At 63.8% G+C, this 19889-nt stretch carries 19 protein-coding genes; 3 read left to right on the top strand and 16 right to left on the bottom strand.

The features are described from left to right. Positions 1-20 precede the first annotated feature (20 nt). The gene (locus tag O0880_RS11140; protein ID WP_156894784.1) at positions 21-254 is read left to right on the top strand and encodes a hypothetical protein; all 234 of its coding nucleotides are present in this window, start codon (positions 21-23) and stop codon (positions 252-254) included. A 114-nt stretch (positions 255-368) separates the two neighbouring features. Here O0880_RS11140 and O0880_RS11135 read toward each other — a convergent pair whose 3' ends face one another. The 12 genes from O0880_RS11135 to ppc all read right to left on the bottom strand — a co-directional run bounded on the left by O0880_RS11135 (position 369) and on the right by ppc (position 13991). Next, complete coding sequence (locus O0880_RS11135; RefSeq protein ID WP_289886489.1) at positions 369-932, bottom strand: hypothetical protein; 564 nt, start codon at positions 930-932, stop codon at positions 369-371. Between the two features lie 89 nt (positions 933-1021). Continuing rightward, entirely contained in the window at positions 1022-1390 is a 369-nt protein-coding gene (locus O0880_RS11130) for a hypothetical protein (RefSeq protein ID WP_289886488.1), read from the bottom strand. Between the two features lie 74 nt (positions 1391-1464). Beyond that, positions 1465-3921, bottom strand: coding sequence for a TonB-dependent receptor (locus O0880_RS11125; protein WP_289886487.1), 2457 nt, complete (start codon positions 3919-3921; stop codon positions 1465-1467). A gap of 135 nt (positions 3922-4056) precedes the next feature. Then, complete coding sequence (locus tag O0880_RS11120) at positions 4057-5037, bottom strand: FecR domain-containing protein (protein WP_289886486.1); 981 nt, start codon at positions 5035-5037, stop codon at positions 4057-4059. Continuing rightward, a complete protein-coding gene (locus O0880_RS11115) occupies positions 5034-5540 on the bottom strand; it encodes a sigma-70 family RNA polymerase sigma factor (RefSeq protein ID WP_156894782.1) in 507 nt (168 codons plus the stop codon). The genes O0880_RS11120 and O0880_RS11115 overlap by 4 nt, the downstream gene beginning before the upstream one ends. Before the next feature lie 224 nt (positions 5541-5764). Next, positions 5765-6253, bottom strand: coding sequence for a DUF3617 family protein (locus O0880_RS11110; RefSeq protein WP_289886485.1), 489 nt, complete (start codon positions 6251-6253; stop codon positions 5765-5767). A gap of 71 nt (positions 6254-6324) precedes the next feature. After that, positions 6325-6504, bottom strand: a complete 180-nt coding sequence (locus O0880_RS11105; protein WP_289886484.1) for a hypothetical protein — start codon at positions 6502-6504, stop codon at positions 6325-6327. 106 nt (positions 6505-6610) lie between these two features. Then, positions 6611-7519: a heparin lyase I family protein gene (locus O0880_RS11100; RefSeq protein WP_289886483.1), complete on the bottom strand. Its 909-nt coding sequence runs from the start codon at positions 7517-7519 to the stop codon at positions 6611-6613. 25 nt (positions 7520-7544) lie between these two features. Next, positions 7545-8342, bottom strand: a complete 798-nt coding sequence (locus tag O0880_RS11095; protein ID WP_289886482.1) for a heparin lyase I family protein — start codon at positions 8340-8342, stop codon at positions 7545-7547. A gap of 236 nt (positions 8343-8578) precedes the next feature. Then, on the bottom strand, positions 8579-10039 hold the full coding sequence (gene pyk, locus O0880_RS11090; RefSeq protein WP_289886481.1) for a pyruvate kinase: 1461 nt from the start codon (positions 10037-10039) through the stop codon (positions 8579-8581). Between the two features lie 87 nt (positions 10040-10126). Further along, positions 10127-11137: a type I glyceraldehyde-3-phosphate dehydrogenase gene (gap, locus tag O0880_RS11085; RefSeq protein ID WP_289886480.1), complete on the bottom strand. Its 1011-nt coding sequence runs from the start codon at positions 11135-11137 to the stop codon at positions 10127-10129. 100 nt (positions 11138-11237) lie between these two features. Then, positions 11238-13991: a phosphoenolpyruvate carboxylase gene (gene ppc, locus O0880_RS11080; protein WP_289886479.1), complete on the bottom strand. Its 2754-nt coding sequence runs from the start codon at positions 13989-13991 to the stop codon at positions 11238-11240. Between the two features lie 481 nt (positions 13992-14472). Here ppc and O0880_RS11075 point away from each other — a divergent pair, with 481 nt between their 5' ends. Next, positions 14473-14928 (top strand): Rrf2 family transcriptional regulator, encoded by a 456-nt coding sequence (locus O0880_RS11075; RefSeq protein WP_071323401.1) that lies wholly within the window; start codon positions 14473-14475, stop codon positions 14926-14928. Between the two features lie 70 nt (positions 14929-14998). Here O0880_RS11075 and O0880_RS11070 read toward each other — a convergent pair whose 3' ends face one another. The 4 genes from O0880_RS11070 to O0880_RS11055 form a co-directional block, all read right to left on the bottom strand. Then, on the bottom strand, positions 14999-16681 hold the full coding sequence (locus O0880_RS11070; protein ID WP_289886478.1) for a cation acetate symporter: 1683 nt from the start codon (positions 16679-16681) through the stop codon (positions 14999-15001). Then, a complete protein-coding gene (locus O0880_RS11065) occupies positions 16678-16986 on the bottom strand; it encodes a DUF485 domain-containing protein (RefSeq protein ID WP_071323399.1) in 309 nt (102 codons plus the stop codon). Before O0880_RS11065 ends, O0880_RS11070 begins: the two co-directional genes overlap by 4 nt. A gap of 133 nt (positions 16987-17119) precedes the next feature. Beyond that, complete coding sequence (gene hmpA, locus O0880_RS11060; protein WP_289886477.1) at positions 17120-18301, bottom strand: NO-inducible flavohemoprotein; 1182 nt, start codon at positions 18299-18301, stop codon at positions 17120-17122. Between the two features lie 32 nt (positions 18302-18333). Beyond that, entirely contained in the window at positions 18334-18747 is a 414-nt protein-coding gene (locus O0880_RS11055) for a hemerythrin domain-containing protein (RefSeq protein ID WP_289886476.1), read from the bottom strand. Positions 18748-19007: 260 nt separating this feature from the next. Here O0880_RS11055 and O0880_RS11050 point away from each other — a divergent pair, with 260 nt between their 5' ends. Next, entirely contained in the window at positions 19008-19886 is an 879-nt protein-coding gene (locus O0880_RS11050) for an STAS domain-containing protein (protein WP_071326401.1), read from the top strand. Positions 19887-19889 lie beyond the last annotated feature (3 nt).

The following is a 19889-nucleotide window of genomic DNA, read 5'->3' as shown; positions in this document are numbered from 1 at the left end:
TGGCATAAGATGAGTGAAACGTGACGTCGCAAAACATGACGGCGCACCGCGTGCCGGCGCCGCACTTTGAACAAAGCGGCAACACAGCGAAAATGACAACGGTACGAGTCGACCAGGGCAAGGCTCGGTCATCACGCCCGCGCCTGCCGCGCGGGGAAAAGATGCTTTTTCAGATAGAAAAAGCGGAAAGCGTACGAACTCTGGCGCGGATAGCTGGCCACCAGCGTGACGATGATTTTTTTAAAGAGCCATGAGTATAGTTGCTTTACAAAAATATTCATAGGACTTCAGCAATACAGTTATCAAAAATGACAGCGATTGCGGCGCCGATGCGACAACGACGTGTTGACGCCTGCCGTATGCCTGCGCTATGCCTGCGGCCAGCGCGCGCGGAGGGCCGCCGATTGCTGGCTGGGCGGGCCCGCCGTCTCGCTGACAGGGATACCGGCCAGTCTACAGCGGCGGCACAGCTCCTCCTTGATCTGGCACAGCGACCAGCGCTGCGGCACGGGCAAGTCCAGGCCCACCACGCGCACCAGCGGGCACTCCGCGAGGCCGGTGTGCAGCAGCAGTTCCACGCGCGACAGCGGTGGCGCGGCCCGGTAGACCTGCAGCGCGCCCGCATGGGTGACCACTTCCAGCCGCTGCAGCTGCGCCAGCTCCAGCAGCACGCTTTTATCCCAGCCGGGCAGGCGCCGCGCATGGCGCCGCAGCAGCAGGCCCGCGTCGCCCAGTTCCACATGAAAAAGCAGAGCGCGTCCGGGAAACAGCACCAGGCCCGCGATCCAGGCGGCCAGCGCCAGCGGAGCGAACAACACTGCCTCGCCCGCATATGGCACGTTGCGCCACACGGCTTGCCCGACAAACGCGAGGATCAGGGCGCAGCCGCCCAGCAGCACGCTGCGCGACAGTACGGGACGCATATCCGCCATCAGCGCCGCCTGGGCTGCCGCATCCTCGGCCGGCGCAAAGCATATCCATTCCGCGCGCGCCGGCTTCAGCCCGGGTCCCGGCTCCCCGCTCAAGCGGCCGGCGCCAGCATGCGGCGGAACCAGGCCAGCTGCTCGCGCGTCAGGTAATTGGCGCCATCGCCATGCAGGATGACGATCTCGATCTCGGCCGGGATCGAGGCGAGCAATTGCGCGCCCGTCACGGGAATGTTGGGGAAGGCGATGCCGGCCAGGAAGGCCGGGTCTTCCGCCACCGTCACGCAGCGGCGCTCGGGATTCGGCGACGGCACGAGGAACAGGTCGATCTGCTCGCTTTGCCCGCCGATGACGACGTGCAGCTGGGCTGCCAGCAGTTCGGGCAGGATCAGCTCGATGTTATTCTCGGCGCGCGATTGCTGGAAAGCGCTTTTCAGTGGCGTCAGGACAGGGGTAGCGGTCATGGAAAAGTGGAAAGATGAGGACGGCGGCAGTGTAGCAGAGGCGCCGCGCGGGGCGCGCTCCGCTAGCACAGCCTTTACATCTTGTAGTTCAGCGAGACCAGCACGCTGCGCGGCGCGCCGTAGCGCTCCAGGCCGCCCGACCAGGAATAGCCGAGTCCCTGGTAGTAATGGCGATCCAGCACGTTGTCGACATTCACGCGCAGCTGCAGCTGCTCGCTGAGGCGGTAGCCGGCCGTCAGGCCGACGATGGCGTAGCCGCCCTGCCGCGTCAGGTAGCCGGGCTCGCGGCGGTAGATCTTGTCCTGGGCATACACGGAGGCGCCCACATTCCATTTCGCCAGGCTGCCGCTCAGCTGCACGTTCGTGTACACCTTGAACAACTGCTTCGGCTCATCGGTGGCGATGCGCTGGCCGATATTCGCCGCCACGCTATCCTTGGTATACTTGGCCAGCACATAGGTATAGCCGCCCGCGACCTGCCAGCCCGGCAGCGGCGAGCCCGACAATTGCAGATCGATGCCTTCGCTCTTCACCTGCCCGGCCGCGCGGGCGCAGTAGATGGCGCCGCCCGTGGGGCAATTGAGCTCGTCGGCCATGGCGCGGTTATTCTGCTTGATGCGGAACAAGGCGCCGCTGGCGTTGAGCCTGCCGCCGAAATACTCGCCCTTGACGCCCACTTCCAGGTTGGTGCCGCTCAGCGGCGGCAAGGTATTGCCGCGCACGTCCAGCGAGCTTTGCGGCTGAAAAATCTGCGTGCCGCTCGCATACACGGAATGATGCTGGTCCACATCGTAAACGAGGCCCGCGTACGGCGTGAACTTGGCGTTTTCCGTCAGGCTGCGGCGCCATGCCGGATTGCTCGCATACCAGCCCGTCACGTCCTGCGCATACCAGCCGAAGCGCCCGCCCAGCACCAGGTGCAGCGGGTCGGCCAGGCTGAAGTTGCCCGCCGCATAGATGCCCTTCTCGTCCGTCTTGCGGCCCCAGTTGTAGGGCTCGAACGCCGTGCCGCGCATGGGAAAGGCGTACGGATTCCAGTTGCGGATGTCGATCACGCGCGTCCCGGCGCCCTCCCAGCTCTGGCCCGCGTCCGAATTATCGTGGCGGTAGCTGGCGCCCACGATGACGTCGTGCTGGCGGCCAAACCAGCTGACGGGACCGCTCAAGCGCCAGTCGGCCACCACTTGCTTCGTGCCGTACTTCCAGCCCGTTTCCGACTGGTTCAATAAATACGTTTCGCCGTCGATGCGGCTATTCGTCGTGTTGCGCGTGCTCGACGAGGCATCGATGTGCGTGATGGCGAAGCGGCTGCGCCAGCCCTGCTCCAGCCGCGTTTCCAGGTCGGCGAAGACGACGTTGTTGTCGCGCTTCTGGAACGAGTCCGCGTTATTCAGGAACGTCGAGCGCGGCAAGGGCATGTGGCTGCCATCGGCAAACGTCGGCAAGCCGACGAACACGCCATCGGTGCGGCTGTGCTGGCGCGAAAAGCCGAAGCCGGCCGTGGTCGACGGCGTCAGGTCCGCCTCGACGATCGCATACACGGTGCTGTTGCGGTTGTTGACGACGTCGACGAAGCTGTCGCTGTCGCGCCAGCTGGCTGCCACCCTGCCGCGCACGCTGCCCGTGGCATTGAGCGCATTGCTGGCGTCCACCGTCAATTGCCGGTCTTTCCAGCTGCCCAGGTGGGCCGAGGCATTCAGCAGGGGCGTGGCCGTGGGGCGCTTGCGCACCATGTTGATGCTGCCCGATGGCGCGCCCGCCCCTTCCATCAGGCCGGTGGCGCCGCGCACCACTTCCACGCGGTCGTACATCAGCATGTCGGCCGACACGTTGCGCTCGTTGAAACCGGTCACATCGAGCGGCAAGCCGTCGACATTGACATGGCTCAAGGCGAAGCCGCGCGCGAAATATGTGGTTTCCTGATCGGAAACGCCCTGTGACTTGCCATAAATGCCAGGCGTGGCGCGGGCCACGTCCTGCAAGGTGGTCAAGTCAAAATCTTCCATTTGCTGGCTGGAAATGATGCTGACCGTTTGCGGCGTGTGGCGCTGCGACAGGTTCAGCCCCGTGGCCGTCGACATATTGCGCGACGTATATAAGCCCGTGCCTTCCGTGGCGCGGTCGGCCTCGGCGCTGACGACGACGGCCGGCATGCTGTCGAGGCCGCCATCGGCCGTGCTGGCATTGATTTTGCGCAATAGGTAATTGCCATTGCCGCCGTCCGTCACTTCCAGGCCGCTGCCTTGCAGCAGCTTGCTCAAACCGGCGGTGACGGCATGGCGGCCCTGCAAGCCCGGCGTCGCCAGGCCGTCGAGCGCCACGCCCTGCGTCGACAGGTTGATGCCGGCGGCGATGGCAAACGAGGACAGCGCGCCGCGCAAGCTGCCGGCGGGAATGTTGTAGTCGCGCACGCCGGCCGCCTGGCTGGCGTCGGCCGCCAATGCCGCCTGCGGCAAGCTGGCGCCGGCGGCGCCCACGGCGAGGAGCAGGACCAGCGCGGCGCGCACGGCGCCCGTGGTGGGATGGAGCACGGGCGGCGTCCATGGTGAGAATAAGCGGTGCTGCACAGCCATGTAAAACCCTTTCGATGGTTCGGATGATTCCTTCTCTACCTTGTATGACGAAGCAATCCGGAAAAAGGGACAGGCAAACGGTAAATAACTGCCTCAGGCCGGCTCGACACTGATCCAGTAGCGCGTGCGACGCGCCATGCGTATCGGCAGCGAATGCTGCAACAAGGCGAGGATCTTGTCCGGCTCAGTCAGCTGGAAGATGCCGTCGACGGGCATGGCCGCCAGCGCCGGATCGCAGCGGATCACGCCGTAACGGTAGCGCGCCACGTGCTCGAGCACTTCGCCCAGCGGCATGCGCTCGGCGATCAGCACGCCCTGCAGCCACGCGCCCGCATGGGGCGCCAGCGGCGTCAGCGGGGAAACGGCCCCATCGTCGAAACTGGCCTGCAGCCCCGCATCGACCAGGCGCGCGGCGGCGGACGCCTGCGCTGGCCGGACTTCGACGGCGCCCTGGCTGACGCTCACCTCGGTGCGCGGCGCCAGCAGGCTGCCGCGCTGGCGCACGCTGAAGTGCGTGCCCAGCGCGCGCACGACGCCATTGCTGCTGCGCACGAGAAACGGTCGCGCAGGAAGCGCCCCGTCATGCGCCGTGCCGACGTGGATTTCGCCGGCATGCAGCACGAGCAGCCGCGCCGCCGCGTCGTAGCGCACGTCGACGGCCGTATCCGTGTTGAGCACCAGCTGCGTGCCGTCAGGCAAGTTCATGCGGCGAATCTCGCCGCGCGCCGTGCGGATGCCGGCGCGCCACGCCTGCCAGGGCGCCGACTGGCTGGCCAGCCACAAGGTGGGAGCGGCAACGCCCAGCACGGCCAGGCTGCCCAGCAAGGCACGGCGGCGTGGCGACGGCGACGGCGGCGCCTCGCCCGCCGCCTGGCGCAGCGCGGGCGGCACGCTGGCCAGGGTGTTGCACACCAGCTCGGCCCGCTGCCAGGCCGCTTCGTGGGCGGGGTCGCCGGCGCGCCAGGCCTGGAATGCCCGCTGCTCGTCCGCCGTCAGTGCGCCCGCATGCAGGCGCACCAGCCATTGCGCAGCCGCGCGCGCGGCACGCGGGTCGATGGCGGCGGCGCCGTTCACAGGATCAGCAGGATGCAGCGCTCGAAGGCCTGCACCATGTAACGCTTGATGCTGCGCTCGCTCACGCCCAGGCGCAGGCCGATTTCCGCATAGCCGAGGCCATCGACATGCGCGAGCAAAAAGGCGCTGCGCACCAGCGGCGGCAAGCCGTCGAGCATGGCATCGATGCGCTGCAAGGCTTCACGCACGAGCAGGCGTTCTTCCGGCGACTGCATCAGCAGCTCGGGCTGCTGTGCCAGCGTTTCCAGCCAGGCCTGCTCCAGCGACAGGCGGCGGTAATGGTCGATCAGCAGGCGCTGCGCCACGGTGGTCAGGTAGGCGCGCGGCTCGTGCAAGCTTTGCCGGCCTTCCGGCGGCGCCGCCAGCAGGCGCACGAAGGTGTCCTGCGCCAGGTCGGCCGCATGGTCGGCGCATTGCAGCTTGGCGCGCAGCCAGCGCATCAGCCAGCCATGGTGGTTGCTATACATACACGCGATGGTGTCGCTGGAATGCGCAATGTTCACTAGAAACTCCGATGCGCTCAAAGCGAGGCGCTGCCTGGGATGGTGAGCAGCTGCATGACAACCGGCTCAATTGAGAATAATTCTCATTATCGCAAATCATCGCCTGCCGCGTCAATCCCGGCGCCTGCCCAGGCATGGAAACTGTTGTTTCATGGAGCGTGGCGCGGGCGCGGCAAGCCGGTTCCACGCGGTCAGCGCGGCGTGCAGCGGGGCCGACGCCGTTCCTAGCGGTGTGTGTACAGGGTCTTCATCACCATGCCGCCACGCATTTTCTTGGCGCCCGGCGCCAAGCCGGCCGGGCAAGCGCCCTGGAATACGCCTTCGAGTTCCAGGTGCTGCACCTCGGTCTTGCCGTTCAGTTCCATGGTGGTGTCGCTGCTCAGCGTGTAGGCCTTGGCAAGGTCGCCCTTGAAATGGCCTGCCAGCTTGGCGCCGGGACAGCTGGACTGGAAGACATAGCTGTCGCCATCGCGGCCTTGCGAGGCTATCGTGCATTCCTGCTCGAAGTCGCTCCACAAGTCATCGTCGATCAGGCGGTCGCGTTCCTGGTCGACGCAGATTTCCCAGGAAAAAGGCGACGTCGTGGGCGTCACCTTCCACAAGCCCGTGGCGCGCTGCAGGCGCTGCGCCGGCTCCGCCGCCAGGGCGCTCGTGGCGATGCACCACGGCAAGATACTCATCAGTAACAAGGTCGCACTGCGTTGCATAAGCATGTCTCTCTGCTAAAAGGTAAAAATATAGCAAAGGACGGCGCGCCCAGCCCGCACGTTTAACGGTGCATGCGTCAGGCCGGCTTGAACGGATCGGGCCTTGCGGCCAGCACGAAGGGAATCGCAAATGGTCCCAGCAGGACCACCAGGGCGGCCCGCACGGCAGTTGTCCGGACGCGGCGGCGTTTGGCGATGAAGAGGCAGGCAAAGGCCGACAGCGACCAGATCAAGGCAGGCAGGTATGCGGTCATCATGGACTCCGGAAACGCCTTACACGGCAGGAAATGCATGCTGACACGAAAATGGCGGCAGGGCAATGCCAGCATTGGCCTGGCGACAGTGGCGACGCGGTCGCCCGGATTACATTGCCGGCGGCGCGGGGCATGGCGTCCGAGCGGCCATTTGCGCATAGGTGCTGGCGGCGCCGCCAAGGTGGATGAAATCCGTGTACAGCACGCGCTTGCCATGCAGCGTGTCCTGGAAGGCCCCCAGATAGGCGCCCGTCTTCGGGTAATTGCCGCGCGATGGCAAGTCCACATTCATATAGTGAGTAGGGAAATTGCTGCCCTCATACACCAGCTTGCCGTTCAACCACAGGCGCGACGCGCCCGTGCCGGACGCATGCTGCCAATCCGCATCGAGCACCAGGCAATACCATTTCTCACGTTCAATTTTTCCCAGCACCAAACGTTGCTGCATCGTATTGTTCGCGGTGGCATCGGGCACCATCACGCCGTCCTGCAGCGAGTAGCTATCGCGGTGGTTGGCCCGCGTCTCCATCACCAGGTCGGGGCCATCGGCGATGACCGAGAATGGCGGCGACGTCACGACGATGCCCCTGGCGCTGTGCACCTGGAAGACGACGATCCAGCCATCCTTGCCCGTCAAGTCCCAGTCGGCGGGGAAATACACGCCGCCCGCATACCAGCGCCGCCCCTGGGGCACGCGTTCATACGCGGGCGTCACCTCGGTGCGCTTGCCATACTCGTCGGGATCGCTGGCATTGACGGTCATGCGAAACACCTTGCGCGTCTCGACGCCTTGCGTCACGGCGGGATCGCCCGCCAATTCCACGCCCGCAGGATTGCCGGCGCTGATGCCGTACAGCCAGCTGAAGTAGCGTGTCGTCACATTGTCGAAACTGGCGGGCCTCGGCAAGCTGGTCGGCGCCATGGTGGTCACGGGGCCGCCGATGCTGTTGACGACTTGCGCGTGCAGCGGGGTGGCGGCCAGCAATGCCAGCATGGCGGTGGCGGTCAATGAGCGCATGGGAAACCTTTGCTTCAGGAACGAATCACGACGCCGCATGGCAAGGCGTCTTGTACGTCATGTCGTTGAGCGTTGCGGCGGCATCGCCCACCCATAGAAAATCGGCATACATCACGCGATGGGCAGGCGCCGCGCCTTCCGGCACGCTCAAGCCCACGCGCGGCACGTGCAGCGCGCCCGCATAGCTGTTGTGGCTTGAGCGGACGAAAAAAGTTTCCTTCGCACTGCCATTCATGTACACCCGCAATTCCCCGCTGCCGGCCAGCGCCGACCAGTCGGCGCGCACCACCATGCAATGCCAGCGGCCCAGGGTTGCCGGCCCGGCCAGCACCGTGCGGCGCGCGGAATTGGCGGGCGTGATATCGCTCGTCCGATGATTGAAATTCATGTTCAACATCAGCTGCTCCCCCTGTATCTGCAGGGCCAGCGGCGGCGCCAGGGCACCTGCCCCGCTGCCGTTGTCGACCTGGGCCAAGGTGACGGGCACGCTGGTAGCGCTCCAGTCGGCAGGCAGGAAGATGCTCATGGCATACCAGCGCCGGCTCGACTGCACGGGATGCTGCTCACTCAACAGGTAGACATCGCTGTGCGGCGTGGCGTCCGTGCCGTACCAGTCGGCGCGCACCACGGGCCGCGTGACGCCGCCCAGTGTCGCCGTCGTCACCTGGACGCGTTGCTGCGCATGCTGGCGCACGCCATAGTAATCGGTGAAATGCTGCGCTATGTCCGCCGCCGGGGCGGCAGGATAGACGGCCGCCACGGCATGGGCCGGCAAGCCCGCAACGGTCAATACAGAGATGGCGGCAAGACGTAATAACTGCATGCAAGGCCTTGTATGGATGGGCTATCGAAAACACGATACATGCAATTATATTTAAATCTACTAATTTCAACAATTAATAAATGTATTTTTTATAATTATGAGCTGCATGGGATGCCGCCGCAGGCGGCAAGGGGATGAACGGGCCGCCCGCAGCGCTAGGCGCATGGCGGGCCCGTCTGGGCAATGCGGGATGGGATGAGCCGGCCCCACCACACGGGAGCCGGCGCCTGGGCAGCTTAGTGCTGGCCGATCTTCATGATTTTCAGCGCATTCGTGCCGCCGACCTTGCCCATCGGCTCGCCCCAGGTCAGCACGACGGTGTCGCCCTTGGCCACGACTTTATGCTCCAGCAGCAAGTCTTCCGCCTGTTGCAAGACCTTGTCGCGATCCGTGCCCGACGTCAGCTCCAGCGTGCTGACGTTGCGGTACAGGGCCAGCTTGCGGCGCGTGCCCACGCTCGGCGTCAGGGCGACGATGGGGATGTCGATGTTGCAACGGCTCATCCACAAGGCCGTGGAACCCGATTCCGTCAGGGTGGCGATGGCTTTGACGCGCAGGTGGTGGGCCGTAAACAGCGCGCCATAGGCGATCGACTGGTCGATGCGCGAGAACGTGGCGTTGAGGAAGTCGGCGTCGAGCTTGCAGGTATCCCACTTTTCCGCATCCAGGCAGATGGCGGCCATGGCTTCCACCGTTTCGATCGGATAGCGGCCCGACGCCGTTTCCGCCGACGTCATCACGGCGTCCGTGCCGTCGAGCACGGCATTGGCCACGTCCGACACTTCCGCGCGCGTCGGCACAGCGTTGACGATCATCGATTCCATCATCTGCGTGGCCGTGATCGCCAATTTGTTCGAGGCGCGCGCCATCTTGATCATGCGCTTTTGCAGGGCCGGCACGGCCGCATTGCCCACCTCGACCGCCAGGTCGCCACGGGCCACCATGATGCCGTCGGACGCATCGAGAATCTCTTGCAGGGCGGGAATCGCTTCCGCGCGCTCGATCTTGGCGATCATCATCGGCTTGTGGTCCCACGCTTCGCCGGCGATATTGGCCAGCTGGCGCGCCATCACCATGTCGGTGGCGTTTTTCGGGAAGGACACAGCCACGTAGTCGGCCTGGAAGCTCATCGCCGTTTTCACGTCTTCCATGTCCTTCGCAGTCAAGGCCGGCGCCGACAAGCCGCCGCCCTGGCGGTTGATGCCCTTGTTGTTCGACAATTCGCCGCCGATCTTGACGGTGGTATGGATTTCGCTGCCGACGACCTTGTCCACCGTCAAGACGATGAGGCCATCGTTGAGCAGCAGTACATCGGCGGCGCGCAAGTCGCGCGGCAATTCCTTGTAGTCGAGGCCGCAACGCTCGATGTTGCCCAGCTCGCCCTTCTCGCCCCATTTCGCGTCGAGGATGAAGGTGGCGCCGTTTTCCAGGAAAATCTTGCCTTCTTCAAACTTGCCGACGCGAATCTTTGGCCCTTGCAAGTCGGCCATGATGGCCACTTCGCGGCCGCACAGGGCTGCCGCTTCGCGCACCATGCGGGCGCGGTCGATATGGTCTTGCGCCTTGCCATGCGAGAAGTTCAGGCGCACGACGTCGACGCCGGCCTTGAACATGCGGACCAGGGTATCGATATCGTTCGAAGCGGGGCCGATGGTGGAAACGATCTTGGTGGCGCGTTGCTGTACTTGCATGGTCATGGTGTGCTGCTTTCTATAATAAGTTGCTACAAGGGCCAGCCTTGTGGGCCGGCCGTCCTGGTGCGCTGGATCAGCGGTGAAACCTTGTTACTTGGCCGCCATCAGGGCGACCGTGGTGTCGAGCATGCGGTTCGAGAAGCCCCACTCGTTGTCGTACCACGACGACACTTTCACGAGGCGGCCCGACACCTTGGTCAGGGTCGAATCGAAATTCGACGAGGCGGGGTTGTGGTTGAAGTCGATGGATACCAGCGGCTCCGTCTGGTACGTCAAAATGCCTTTCAACGCGCCTTCCGAGGCCGTTTTCAGCAAGGCGTTGACTTCCTCGACGCTGGTGTCGCGCCTGGCGATGAAGGACAGGTCGACCAGCGACACGTTGATCGTCGGCACGCGCACGGCAAAACCGTCGAGCTTGCCATTGAGTTCCGGCAAGACCAGGCCCACGGCCGCTGCCGCACCCGTCTTGGTGGGGATCATCGAATGCGTGGCCGAACGGGCGCGGCGCAAGTCTTCATGCATCACGTCGCTCAATACCTGGTCGTTCGTGTAGGCGTGCACGGTGGTCATCAGGCCCGATTCGATGCCGATGGCGTCGTTGAGCGGTTTTACTAGTGGCGCCAGGCAATTTGTCGTGCACGAGGCATTCGAAATGACCGTATCCGTGGCTTTCAGTACATGCTGGTTGACGCCAAACACGATGGTGGCGTCCACATCCTTGCCGCCCGGCGCGGAAATGATGACTTTCTTTGCCCCGCCTTTTAAATGCGCCGCAGCTTTTTCCTTGCTCGTGAAGAAACCCGTGCATTCGAGCACGACATCGACGCCGAGCTCGCCCCACGGTATCAAGGCCGGGTCGCGCTGCGCGAAGACGCGGATGCGGTCGCCGTTGACGACCATGTTCTCGCCATCGATGGTGACGACGCCGGGAAACTTGCCGTGCACCGTGTCGTAGCGCGTCAAGTGCGCATTCGACTTGGCGTCGCCCAGGTCATTGATGGCGACGATTTCGATATCCTGCTGCTTGCCGCCTTCGTAAAATGCGCGCAAGACATTGCGGCCGATGCGGCCATAGCCATTGATGGCAACTTTGATGGTCATGCTGTCTCCTTGTTGTTTTACTTAAAAGCAACCCAGATGCAAAATCCGGGGGGCAGACCTTGAGCTCCGCCCCCAGCATTTGTTGTTGGGTTAAAAAGAATCAACCACTATTTCTTAAGCCAGCCGCGATGCCGTTGATCGACAAATGAATCCCCGTGCGCGCCGCCGCATCCTGTTTTCCTTCGCGGAAACGCTGCAGCAACTCCACCTGCACGTGGTTCAGCGGGTCGATATACGGGAAGCGGTTGCGTATCGAGCGCTGCATCAGCGGGTTGGCTTGCTGCAATTCTTCCTGGCCCGTGATCAGCTTCAGGGCGTCCAGGGTGGCCGCGTACTCGGCGCGGATGCGCGTGAAGATGGCGTCGCGCAAGGCCTTGTCCTTGACCAGTTCCGCATACTTGCCGGCAATGGCGATATCGCTCTTGGCCAGCACCATGTCCATGTTCGACAGCAGGGACGTGAAGAAAGGCCAGTCCGTGTACATGCCGCGCAGCACGTCCGCGCCATCGGCCGGATGGGCGGCCAGATAGGCTTGCACGGCGGAACCGAAACCGAACCAGCCCGGCAGCATCAGGCGGCATTGCGCCCAGCTCAGCACCCAGGGAATGGCGCGCAAATCCTCGATGGACGTGGATTTTTTGCGCGAGGCGGGACGGCTGCCGATGTTCAGCGCGGCAATTTCCGCGATCACGGTCGATTCCCAGAAATACTGCTCGAAGCCCTCGGTGCCATAGACGAGGTCGCGGTAGGCGTTCAGGGCCGTGCCGGACAGCTCTTCCATCGCGGCCAGATGGCCCGCGCCGGCCGAGGCCTTCGGCTGCAGCTGGGCCTGCGGCAGCAGGGTGGACTGGATGGTGGCGGCCACCAGCACTTCCAGGTTGCGGCGCCCCACTTCCGGGTTCGCGTACTTGGCCGTGATGACTTCGCCCTGCTCCGTCAGGCGGATCTGTCCCTGCACGGCGCCGGCTGGCTGGGCCAGGATGGCTTCGTAGCTGGGGCCGCCGCCACGGCCGACGGAACCGCCGCGGCCGTGGAACAATCGCAGCTTGATCTGGTATTGCCTGAACACCGACACCAGCTCGATCTCGGCCTTGTAGAGTTCCCAGCCCGACGTCAGGAAGCCGCCGTCCTTGTTGCTGTCCGAATAGCCGAGCATGACTTCCTGCTGGTCCGCGCGCGACGCCAGCAAGCCACGGTAGAACGGCAAGCCGAAGGCGCGCGCCATGATGGCGGGGCCGGCGCGCAAGTCGTCGATGGTTTCGAACAGGGGGATGATGTTGACGTCCACTTCCCGGCTGTCCTGGCGCAGCAAGCCCACTTCCTTGAGCAGCAAGGCCACTTCCAGCAAGTCCGAGACGCTGGCAGCCTTCGAGATGATGCAGTTCGGCACCGATTCGCGGCCATACTTGGCGTGCGCCTCGCGCACGGCGCGGAAGATGTCGAGCTCGGAGGTGGTTTCCTCCGAGTATTGCGCATATGGCGACGTCAACAGGCGCGGCGACTCCAGCTCGGCCAGCAGCAAGGCGATGCGCTGCTCTTCATCGAGGTCGAGGTAGACGAGGCCCGGCTGGGCGCCGGCAAACAGTTCGCCCACGACGCGCTCGTGCACGTCGGAATTCTGGCGCAAGTCCAGCGGCGCCAGCGAAAAACCGAATACCTTCACGGCGCGGCGCAGCTGGCGCAGGCGGCCACGCGCCAGCGAACGCAAGCCATTGCTGACCAGCGAATGCTGGACCACGTCCAGGTCGGCCAGCAGCTCGGCAGCGGAAGCGTAAGGCTGCACGCCGTCCGCCTGCCTGCCCTTGCTGCACAGCACGTAACGCGTGGCGTCCAGGCGCGCATGGATGCCATGCAGGGCGCGGCGATACGGCTCGTCGACACGGTGCGGCGAAGCATCGGCCGAGCGCTCGGCCAGCGCGCGCAGCGGCTCGCTGCAGGCATTGAGTATTTGCGCCAGCGACAGCTGCGAAGCGAGCTTGCGCAATTCGCCGAGGTAGAAATCGAGGACCTTGTCCGCCTGCGTCTGCAAGGTGCTGCGCAGGATGTCGGCCGTCACAAACGGGTTGCCGTCGCGGTCGCCGCCGATCCAGCTGCCCACTTTCATGAAATTGGGTAATTCCACATCTTCCCAGCGCGCATCGCGCTGCGCCAGCATGGTTTCCAGGGAGGAATACAATTTCGGCAATTCGCGCAGGATCGTGTGGTCGTAGAACGACAGGCCATTGGCCACCTCATCCATGACGGACAGCTTGCTCGTGCGCAACAGCCGCGTCTGCCACAGGGTGACGATGCCGCGTCCCAGCGCTTCCTCGTTCTGTTCCGCTTCTTCCGGCGTCATCTGCACGCGGTCGCGTTCGTTCAACAGCCGCGCGATGGCCATCTGGCAATTCTGGATGCTCTTGCGCTGCACTTCCGTCGGGTGCGCCGTAAACACGGGGCTGACAAACGCATCTTCAAAGAAGGTTTCCAGCGCATCGGCCTGGCCCGCGTCGAGCACATTGCCCACGGCGTGGCTGAGGCTCCCCTGGCGCGGCGGCGAGCCGGCGATCAGATGGGCGCGCGTGCGGCGGATGTGGTGTTGATCTTCCGCAATATTGGCCAACAGCGAGAAATAGCTGAAGGCGCGCGTCAATTGCGTGGTTTCTTCCTGCGACAGCGCTTGCAGCGCGGCCGACAGCTGCACGCGGGCGGTTTCGTCATTGTCGCGGCGGAAACGGATGGCCAGCTGGCGCACGTGCTCGATGCGGTCAAAGGCAGGGTCGCCCAGGTGATTGCGGATGGCGTCGCCCAGCAGACGGCCCAGCTGGCGGATATCGCTGCTCAGCAGCTCGTCTTTCACTTCATTCATTTGCATGGTATTCATTCCTGGGGCGGCCACGGCGGCACCGCACAGATTGCGTAGTACGCGCTTCCCGGCCCGGGAAACGCCCATCGTCCAATTTGTAGTAAATTTACCTTATTGTTTCACCATCCTCTTGATTTTCATCCATAAAATCCGTACTCAAAGGGCTTCAAAGGGCGTGCAAGCTGTTTGCCGTGGCAACAATATGAAAATTTACTACGCATTTGAACGAAAGGCAAACAACTTTTGTCTTTCGCGGCTGAAATGTAACGCTGACACGCACAGGCTGGCGGCCGTCGCGAAGCGCTTTTGCTGTATGCTGGCGGCTTGAAACAAGGATGTAATCCACATCTTTACTACACACCTGCCAAAAACGTAGCGAGCGGCTGTGAGTTGTGACCGAGAAGCGGAGCTGTGCGCATGCGCAGTGCGCGCCGGAGGCCGCAAATCGCGACGCGCAATCGCTTTGTCAGGTGTTTTACTCCTCCGCCCCATGCGACTGACTGCCTATACTGATTACACCCTGCGCACCCTGATGTACCTGGGCACGCACCGCGACCGGCTCGTGACCATCCAGGACATCGCCGACCTGCACGCCATCTCGAAGAATCACCTGATGAAGGTGGTGCACCAGCTGGGCCTGTCGGGCATCGTAGAAACCGTGCGCGGGAGAAATGGCGGCCTGCGCCTGGCGCGCGACCCGGCCGAGATCAATATCGGCACCGTGGTGCGCGAGACGGAAAGCGATTTCTTCATGGCCGAGTGCTTCAACAAGGACAGCAACACGTGCCCGCTGACGCCGGATTGCCAGTTGAAGGCCAAGCTGGGCCAGGCCACGGGTGCCTTCCTGGCCGTGCTCGACAGCGTGACCCTGGCGTCGATACTCGAGGGAACGCAGAATGCGCCGCTGCCGGCGCCGGGCGTGATCCCGCTGCACCTGGCAAGGTAAGCAAGGCCTGCGCCAAAAACCACAATGCCCGGCGAACCGGGCATTGTTTCCTTCAGCGGCTACTTATAACTCAATGCGCGCTGGCGCCCGCCGCGCCGATGCCCGTTTCCGAACGCATCTGCTGCGCTTCGTAGCCGGCACGGTCGATGCGCGCGCGCGGGCTCTTGTCGAGCACGGAGAACAGCCAGATGCCGACAAAGCCGGCCGTCATCGAAAAGATGGCGGGCGAGGCGTACGGGAACAGCGCTTCGCCATGGCCGAGCACGTCGACCCACACGGATTTCGACACCACCGTCAAGCCGACGGCCGTGATCAAGCCCATGAAACCGCCGATGGTGGCGCCGCGCGTGGTGCAATCCTTCCACAGCACCGACATGAACAGCACGGGGAAGTTGGCCGAGGCGGCGATGGCGAAGGCCAGCGACACCATGAAGGCGATGTTCTGCTTTTCAAAGACGATGCCGAGCACCACGGCAATGATGCCCAGCACGATGGTGGTCACGCGCGACACTTTCAGCTCGCTGGCCCCCGTCGCCTTGCCCTTCTTGAAGACGGTGGCGTACAGGTCGTGCGACACGGCCGAGGCGCCCGACAGGGTCAGGCCCGCCACGACGGCCAGGATGGTGGCGAAGGCAACGGCCGACATGAAGCCGAGGAAGACGTCGCCGCCGACGGCCTTGGCCAGGTGCACGGCCGCCATGTTATTGCCACCCAACAATTTACCGGCAGCATCCTTGAACTCGGGATTCGTGCTCACCAGCACGATGGCGCCAAAGCCGATGATGAAGGTCAGCACGTAGAAATACGCGATCCAGGTGGTGGCCCAGAACACGGACTTGCGCGCTTCCTTGGCGTTCGGCACCGTGAAGAAACGCATCAGGATATGCGGCAGGCCGGCCGTGCCGAACATCAGCGCCATGCCGAACGAAATGGCCGAGATGGGGTCCTTGATGAAACTGCCAGGACCCATGATGGCTTCCTTGGTGGCGTGCACTTCCACGGACTTGGCGAACAGCGCTTCCGGGCTGAAGTTGAATTGCGCCAGCACGGCGATGGCCATGAAGCTGGCGCCGCCCAGCAGCATCACCGCCTTGATGATCTGCACCCAGGTGGTGGCCGTCATGCCGCCAAACAGCACATAGATCATCATCAGGGTACCGACCAGCACGACGGCGATCCAGTATTCGAGGCCGAACAGCAGCTTGATCAGCTGGCCCGCGCCCACCATCTGCGCGATCAGGTAAAAGGCCACGACCACCAGGGTGCCGGAGGCGGAAAAGATGCGGATCGGCGCCTGCTTGAAGCGGTAGGCGGCCACGTCGGCAAAGGTGAAGCGGCCGAGGTTGCGCAGGCGCTCGGCCATGAGGAAGGTGATGACGGGCCAGCCGACGAGGAAGCCGATGGCGTAGATCAGGCCATCGTAGCCGTTGAGGAAGACGGCGGCGGAAATGCCGAGGAAGGACGCGGCCGACATGAAGTCGCCGGCGATCGCCAGGCCATTCTGGAAGCCCGTGATGCCGCCGCCTGCCGTGTAGAAATCGGACGCCGACTTGGTCTTGGCCGCCGCCCACTTGGTGACGAACAGGGTGAAGACGACGAAGACGGCGAACATGATGATGGCCGTCCAGTTGGTGGGTTGCTGCTGGGCCTGGCCCAGGTCGGCGCCGGCCGCCAGCACGGCATTGCTTGCACCCAGCAGGGCTGGCGCCGCCAGCCAGGAGAGCGTGCGCCGCGTCAAGGTCGCGCCGCTCATGCCTGCACCCGCGCCTGGATGGCCTGGGTCAGGTCGTCGTACTGCTTGTTGGCGCGGCGCACATAGACGCCCGTGATCACCACGGTAAACACGATGACGAACAGGCCGATCGGCATGCCCCACGTCATCACGCCTTCGCCCGTCTTCGAGGCGAGAAACTCCTTGTTGAACGCGATGAGCAGGATGTAGCCGTAGTACACCACCATCATCAGGGCCGTCAGCGTCCAGCCGAAGCGGGAACGCACCTTGACCAGCTGATGATAGGCGGGGTCGCCCTTGATTTTCTGAACCAGATCGTCGTGCATGGTGTTGCCTCCTGTTATGTAAAAGCATGCTCTTTTCTTCGAGCTTGTTTTCACAGTACAGGGCGAGGCTTACCCGCCCCTTACGGCGCGGCTATTTCTCGTCCAGCCACAACGACGCCTGCACGACGCTGCTTCAGTTCAGCGCGCTCGCCGGTCCGAAGAATTCATGATGCGTCTGGCTTTCGGGCACGCCCAGTTCGCGCAGATAGCCTTTCATGGCGCGCATGAAGGGCTGCGGACCGAGGAAATACGCGTCGACGTCGCGCGATGCCGGCAGCCAGCGCTCCAGCTGGGCTTTATCGAGCAGGCCGATGGCGTCCGGCGCCGCCTGCTCGCCGCCGTGCTCCGCGTAGCAATAGAAACGCTTGAGCTGCGGATGCTGCGCGGCCAGTGCGTCGACCTGCGCGCGGAACGCGTGCACGCCATGGTGGCGCGCCGCGTGGATGAAATGCACGGGACGCTTGCCGCGCAGGGCCGACGCCAGCATGGCCAGGGTCGGCGTGATGCCCACGCCGCCGCTGATCAAGACCAGCGGCTTGTCGCCATCGGCCAGCACGAAGTCGCCCGATGGCGGCGTCAGCTGCACAATGCCGCCCGCCTGCACCTGGTCGTGAAAGTAATTCGACACCTTGCCGCCCTGCTCGCGCTTGACGCTGATGCGGTAAGTCTGGCCATTGCTGGCGGCCGACAGCGAATACTGGCGGCGCATGGGCACGCCGTCGACCGTCACCACCACGCCGATATACTGGCCTGGCGCAAAGTCGAGCACGGGCTGGCCATCGGCGGGCGCCAGCAGGAAGGAGGTGATCTCGTCGCTTTCCACGACCTTGGCTTGCACGAGAAAATCGCGCGCGCCGCGCCAGCCGCCGGGCGCGGCCGCCTGCGCCTTGTAGATGCGGCCCTCCTCGCCGGCCAGGATGTCGGCCAGCTGGCCGTAGGCCGCGCCCCAGGCGTCGATGACGGCGTCGCTGGCCACTTCCGCGCCCAGCACTTCGCGGATGGCTTGCAGCAGGCTGGCGCCCACCAGCGGATAGTGCTCGGCGCGGATTTGCAGGGCCACGTGCTTGTTGACGATGGTCGAGACGAGGTCGCCCAGCGCCTCGAGCTGGTCGATATGTTTGGCATACATCAGCACGCCATTGGCCAGTGCGCGCTGCTGGTCGCCGCTGTGCTGGTGCGCCTGGTTAAAGTACGGCAGCACTTCCGGATGGTCGCGGAACAGGTTCTTGTAAAAATGGCGGGTCAGCGTTTCGCCGCCCTGCTCGAGGATGGGGACGGTGGCGGTGATGATGGCGCGTTGTTCTTGGGTCAGCATGTAAAACTCCTGTATGAGGTAAAAATAATCGCTTAGGCCAGCGCTTCGACGGCGGGATACAACTCGCTGTCTTCGCGGCGCATGCGCTGGTACAGCGCGTGCAGCACGGTGTTGGCTTCGCGGCGGAAAGCGTCCGGCTCGGCTTCGAGGCGCACGGGGGTATTCCAGCGGCTGGCAAACGCCAGGTAGGCGCCGGCAATGCCGTCCATCTCGCTTTCATACCGGCGTCCCAGCTGCGCCACCTTGGCCACGTCGCTCGCTTGCGCGGCCGGATACAGGTAGCGCTGCTCGACGGCCAGGTGCAGCTTGATCAAGCCGCTCATGGCGACGATCTGGCCGGCGATCGCCTTGGCCTGCACGGCGACGCCGCCGCGCGCCAGCCGGCGCAAGTCATCGATGGCGGCCAGGATGGCCAGGTGCTGCTGTTTGAACTTGTCGATATTCATGGCGTTCTTCTCTGGTTGAGTGCGGCCAGTGTAGCGGAATTCACATAAACATGCAAACCATATACATCTTTAAGATACTCCCTTCACGCCCAAAGTTTCCGACAAGAATATTGATTGACATGCGCCACTATGTGCGCCAAAGAACATAACAATATGGCCATGTCTGCCTATAATTTACTATCGGCAAACCGGATCTCGCCGCCGCCGCGCAGCGCGCATGGCAGGCAGTCCGGCGCCCTCCACTCCAGCCAAGGATGAGCATGAAAAACAAGACGGGCATGAGCCAGGCGCAGCAGCTGGCCGCCATCATCAGCGAACACCACACGGAACTGCTGGACGGCTGGATGGCCGACCTGATCGCTCGCCTGGTGCGGCGCGACAAGATCGCGGAAAACGAGCTGCGCCAGCAGGCGGCGCAATTCCTGCCGCTGCTGGTGCGCGCGCTGGAAGGCAGCGATTCCTTCGATATCGAAGGCGGCGCCTGGGACGACACGCGCCAGCTGCTCAGCGAAATGTCGCAATCGCGCGTGCGCCAGGGCTATTCGCCGATCGACACGGCCAGCTTCGTGTTTTCCCTCAAGGAACCACTATTTACCTACCTGCGCAAGGAACTCGCCGAGCAGCCGCAGACGCTGGGCGACGCCATCATCGGCACCAGCAAGCTGTTTGACGAACTGGGCCTGCTGACCATCGCCACCTATCAAAAGGCGCGCGAACAGGTGATCTTGCGCCAGCAGCAGGAATTGCTGGAACTGTCGACGCCGGTAGTGCAACTGTGGCAAAACGTGCTGGCCCTGCCCCTGATCGGCACCCTGGACAGCGCCCGCACGCAGGTGGTGATGGAAAGCCTGCTGCAAAAAATCGTCGACACGGGCGCCCTGATCGCCATCATCGACATCACGGGCGTGCCCACGGTCGACACCCTGGTGGCGCAGCACTTGCTCAAAACCATCGCCGCGGCGCGCCTGATGGGCGCCGACTGCATCATCAGCGGCATCCGTCCGCAGATCGCGCAAACCATCGTGCACCTGGGCGTGAACCTGGAAGACGTGATCACCAAGGCCACCCTGGCCGACGCCTTTGTCGTGGCCCTGAAGCGCACGGGCTCCACCATCACCTACCAGCAGCAGCAACACTGAGGC

The organism is Janthinobacterium sp. SUN118, from assembly GCF_030397695.1.
Classification (GTDB): Bacteria; Pseudomonadota; Gammaproteobacteria; order Burkholderiales; family Burkholderiaceae_D; genus Janthinobacterium.
This window is presented reverse-complemented; position numbering and strand designations above follow the sequence as displayed.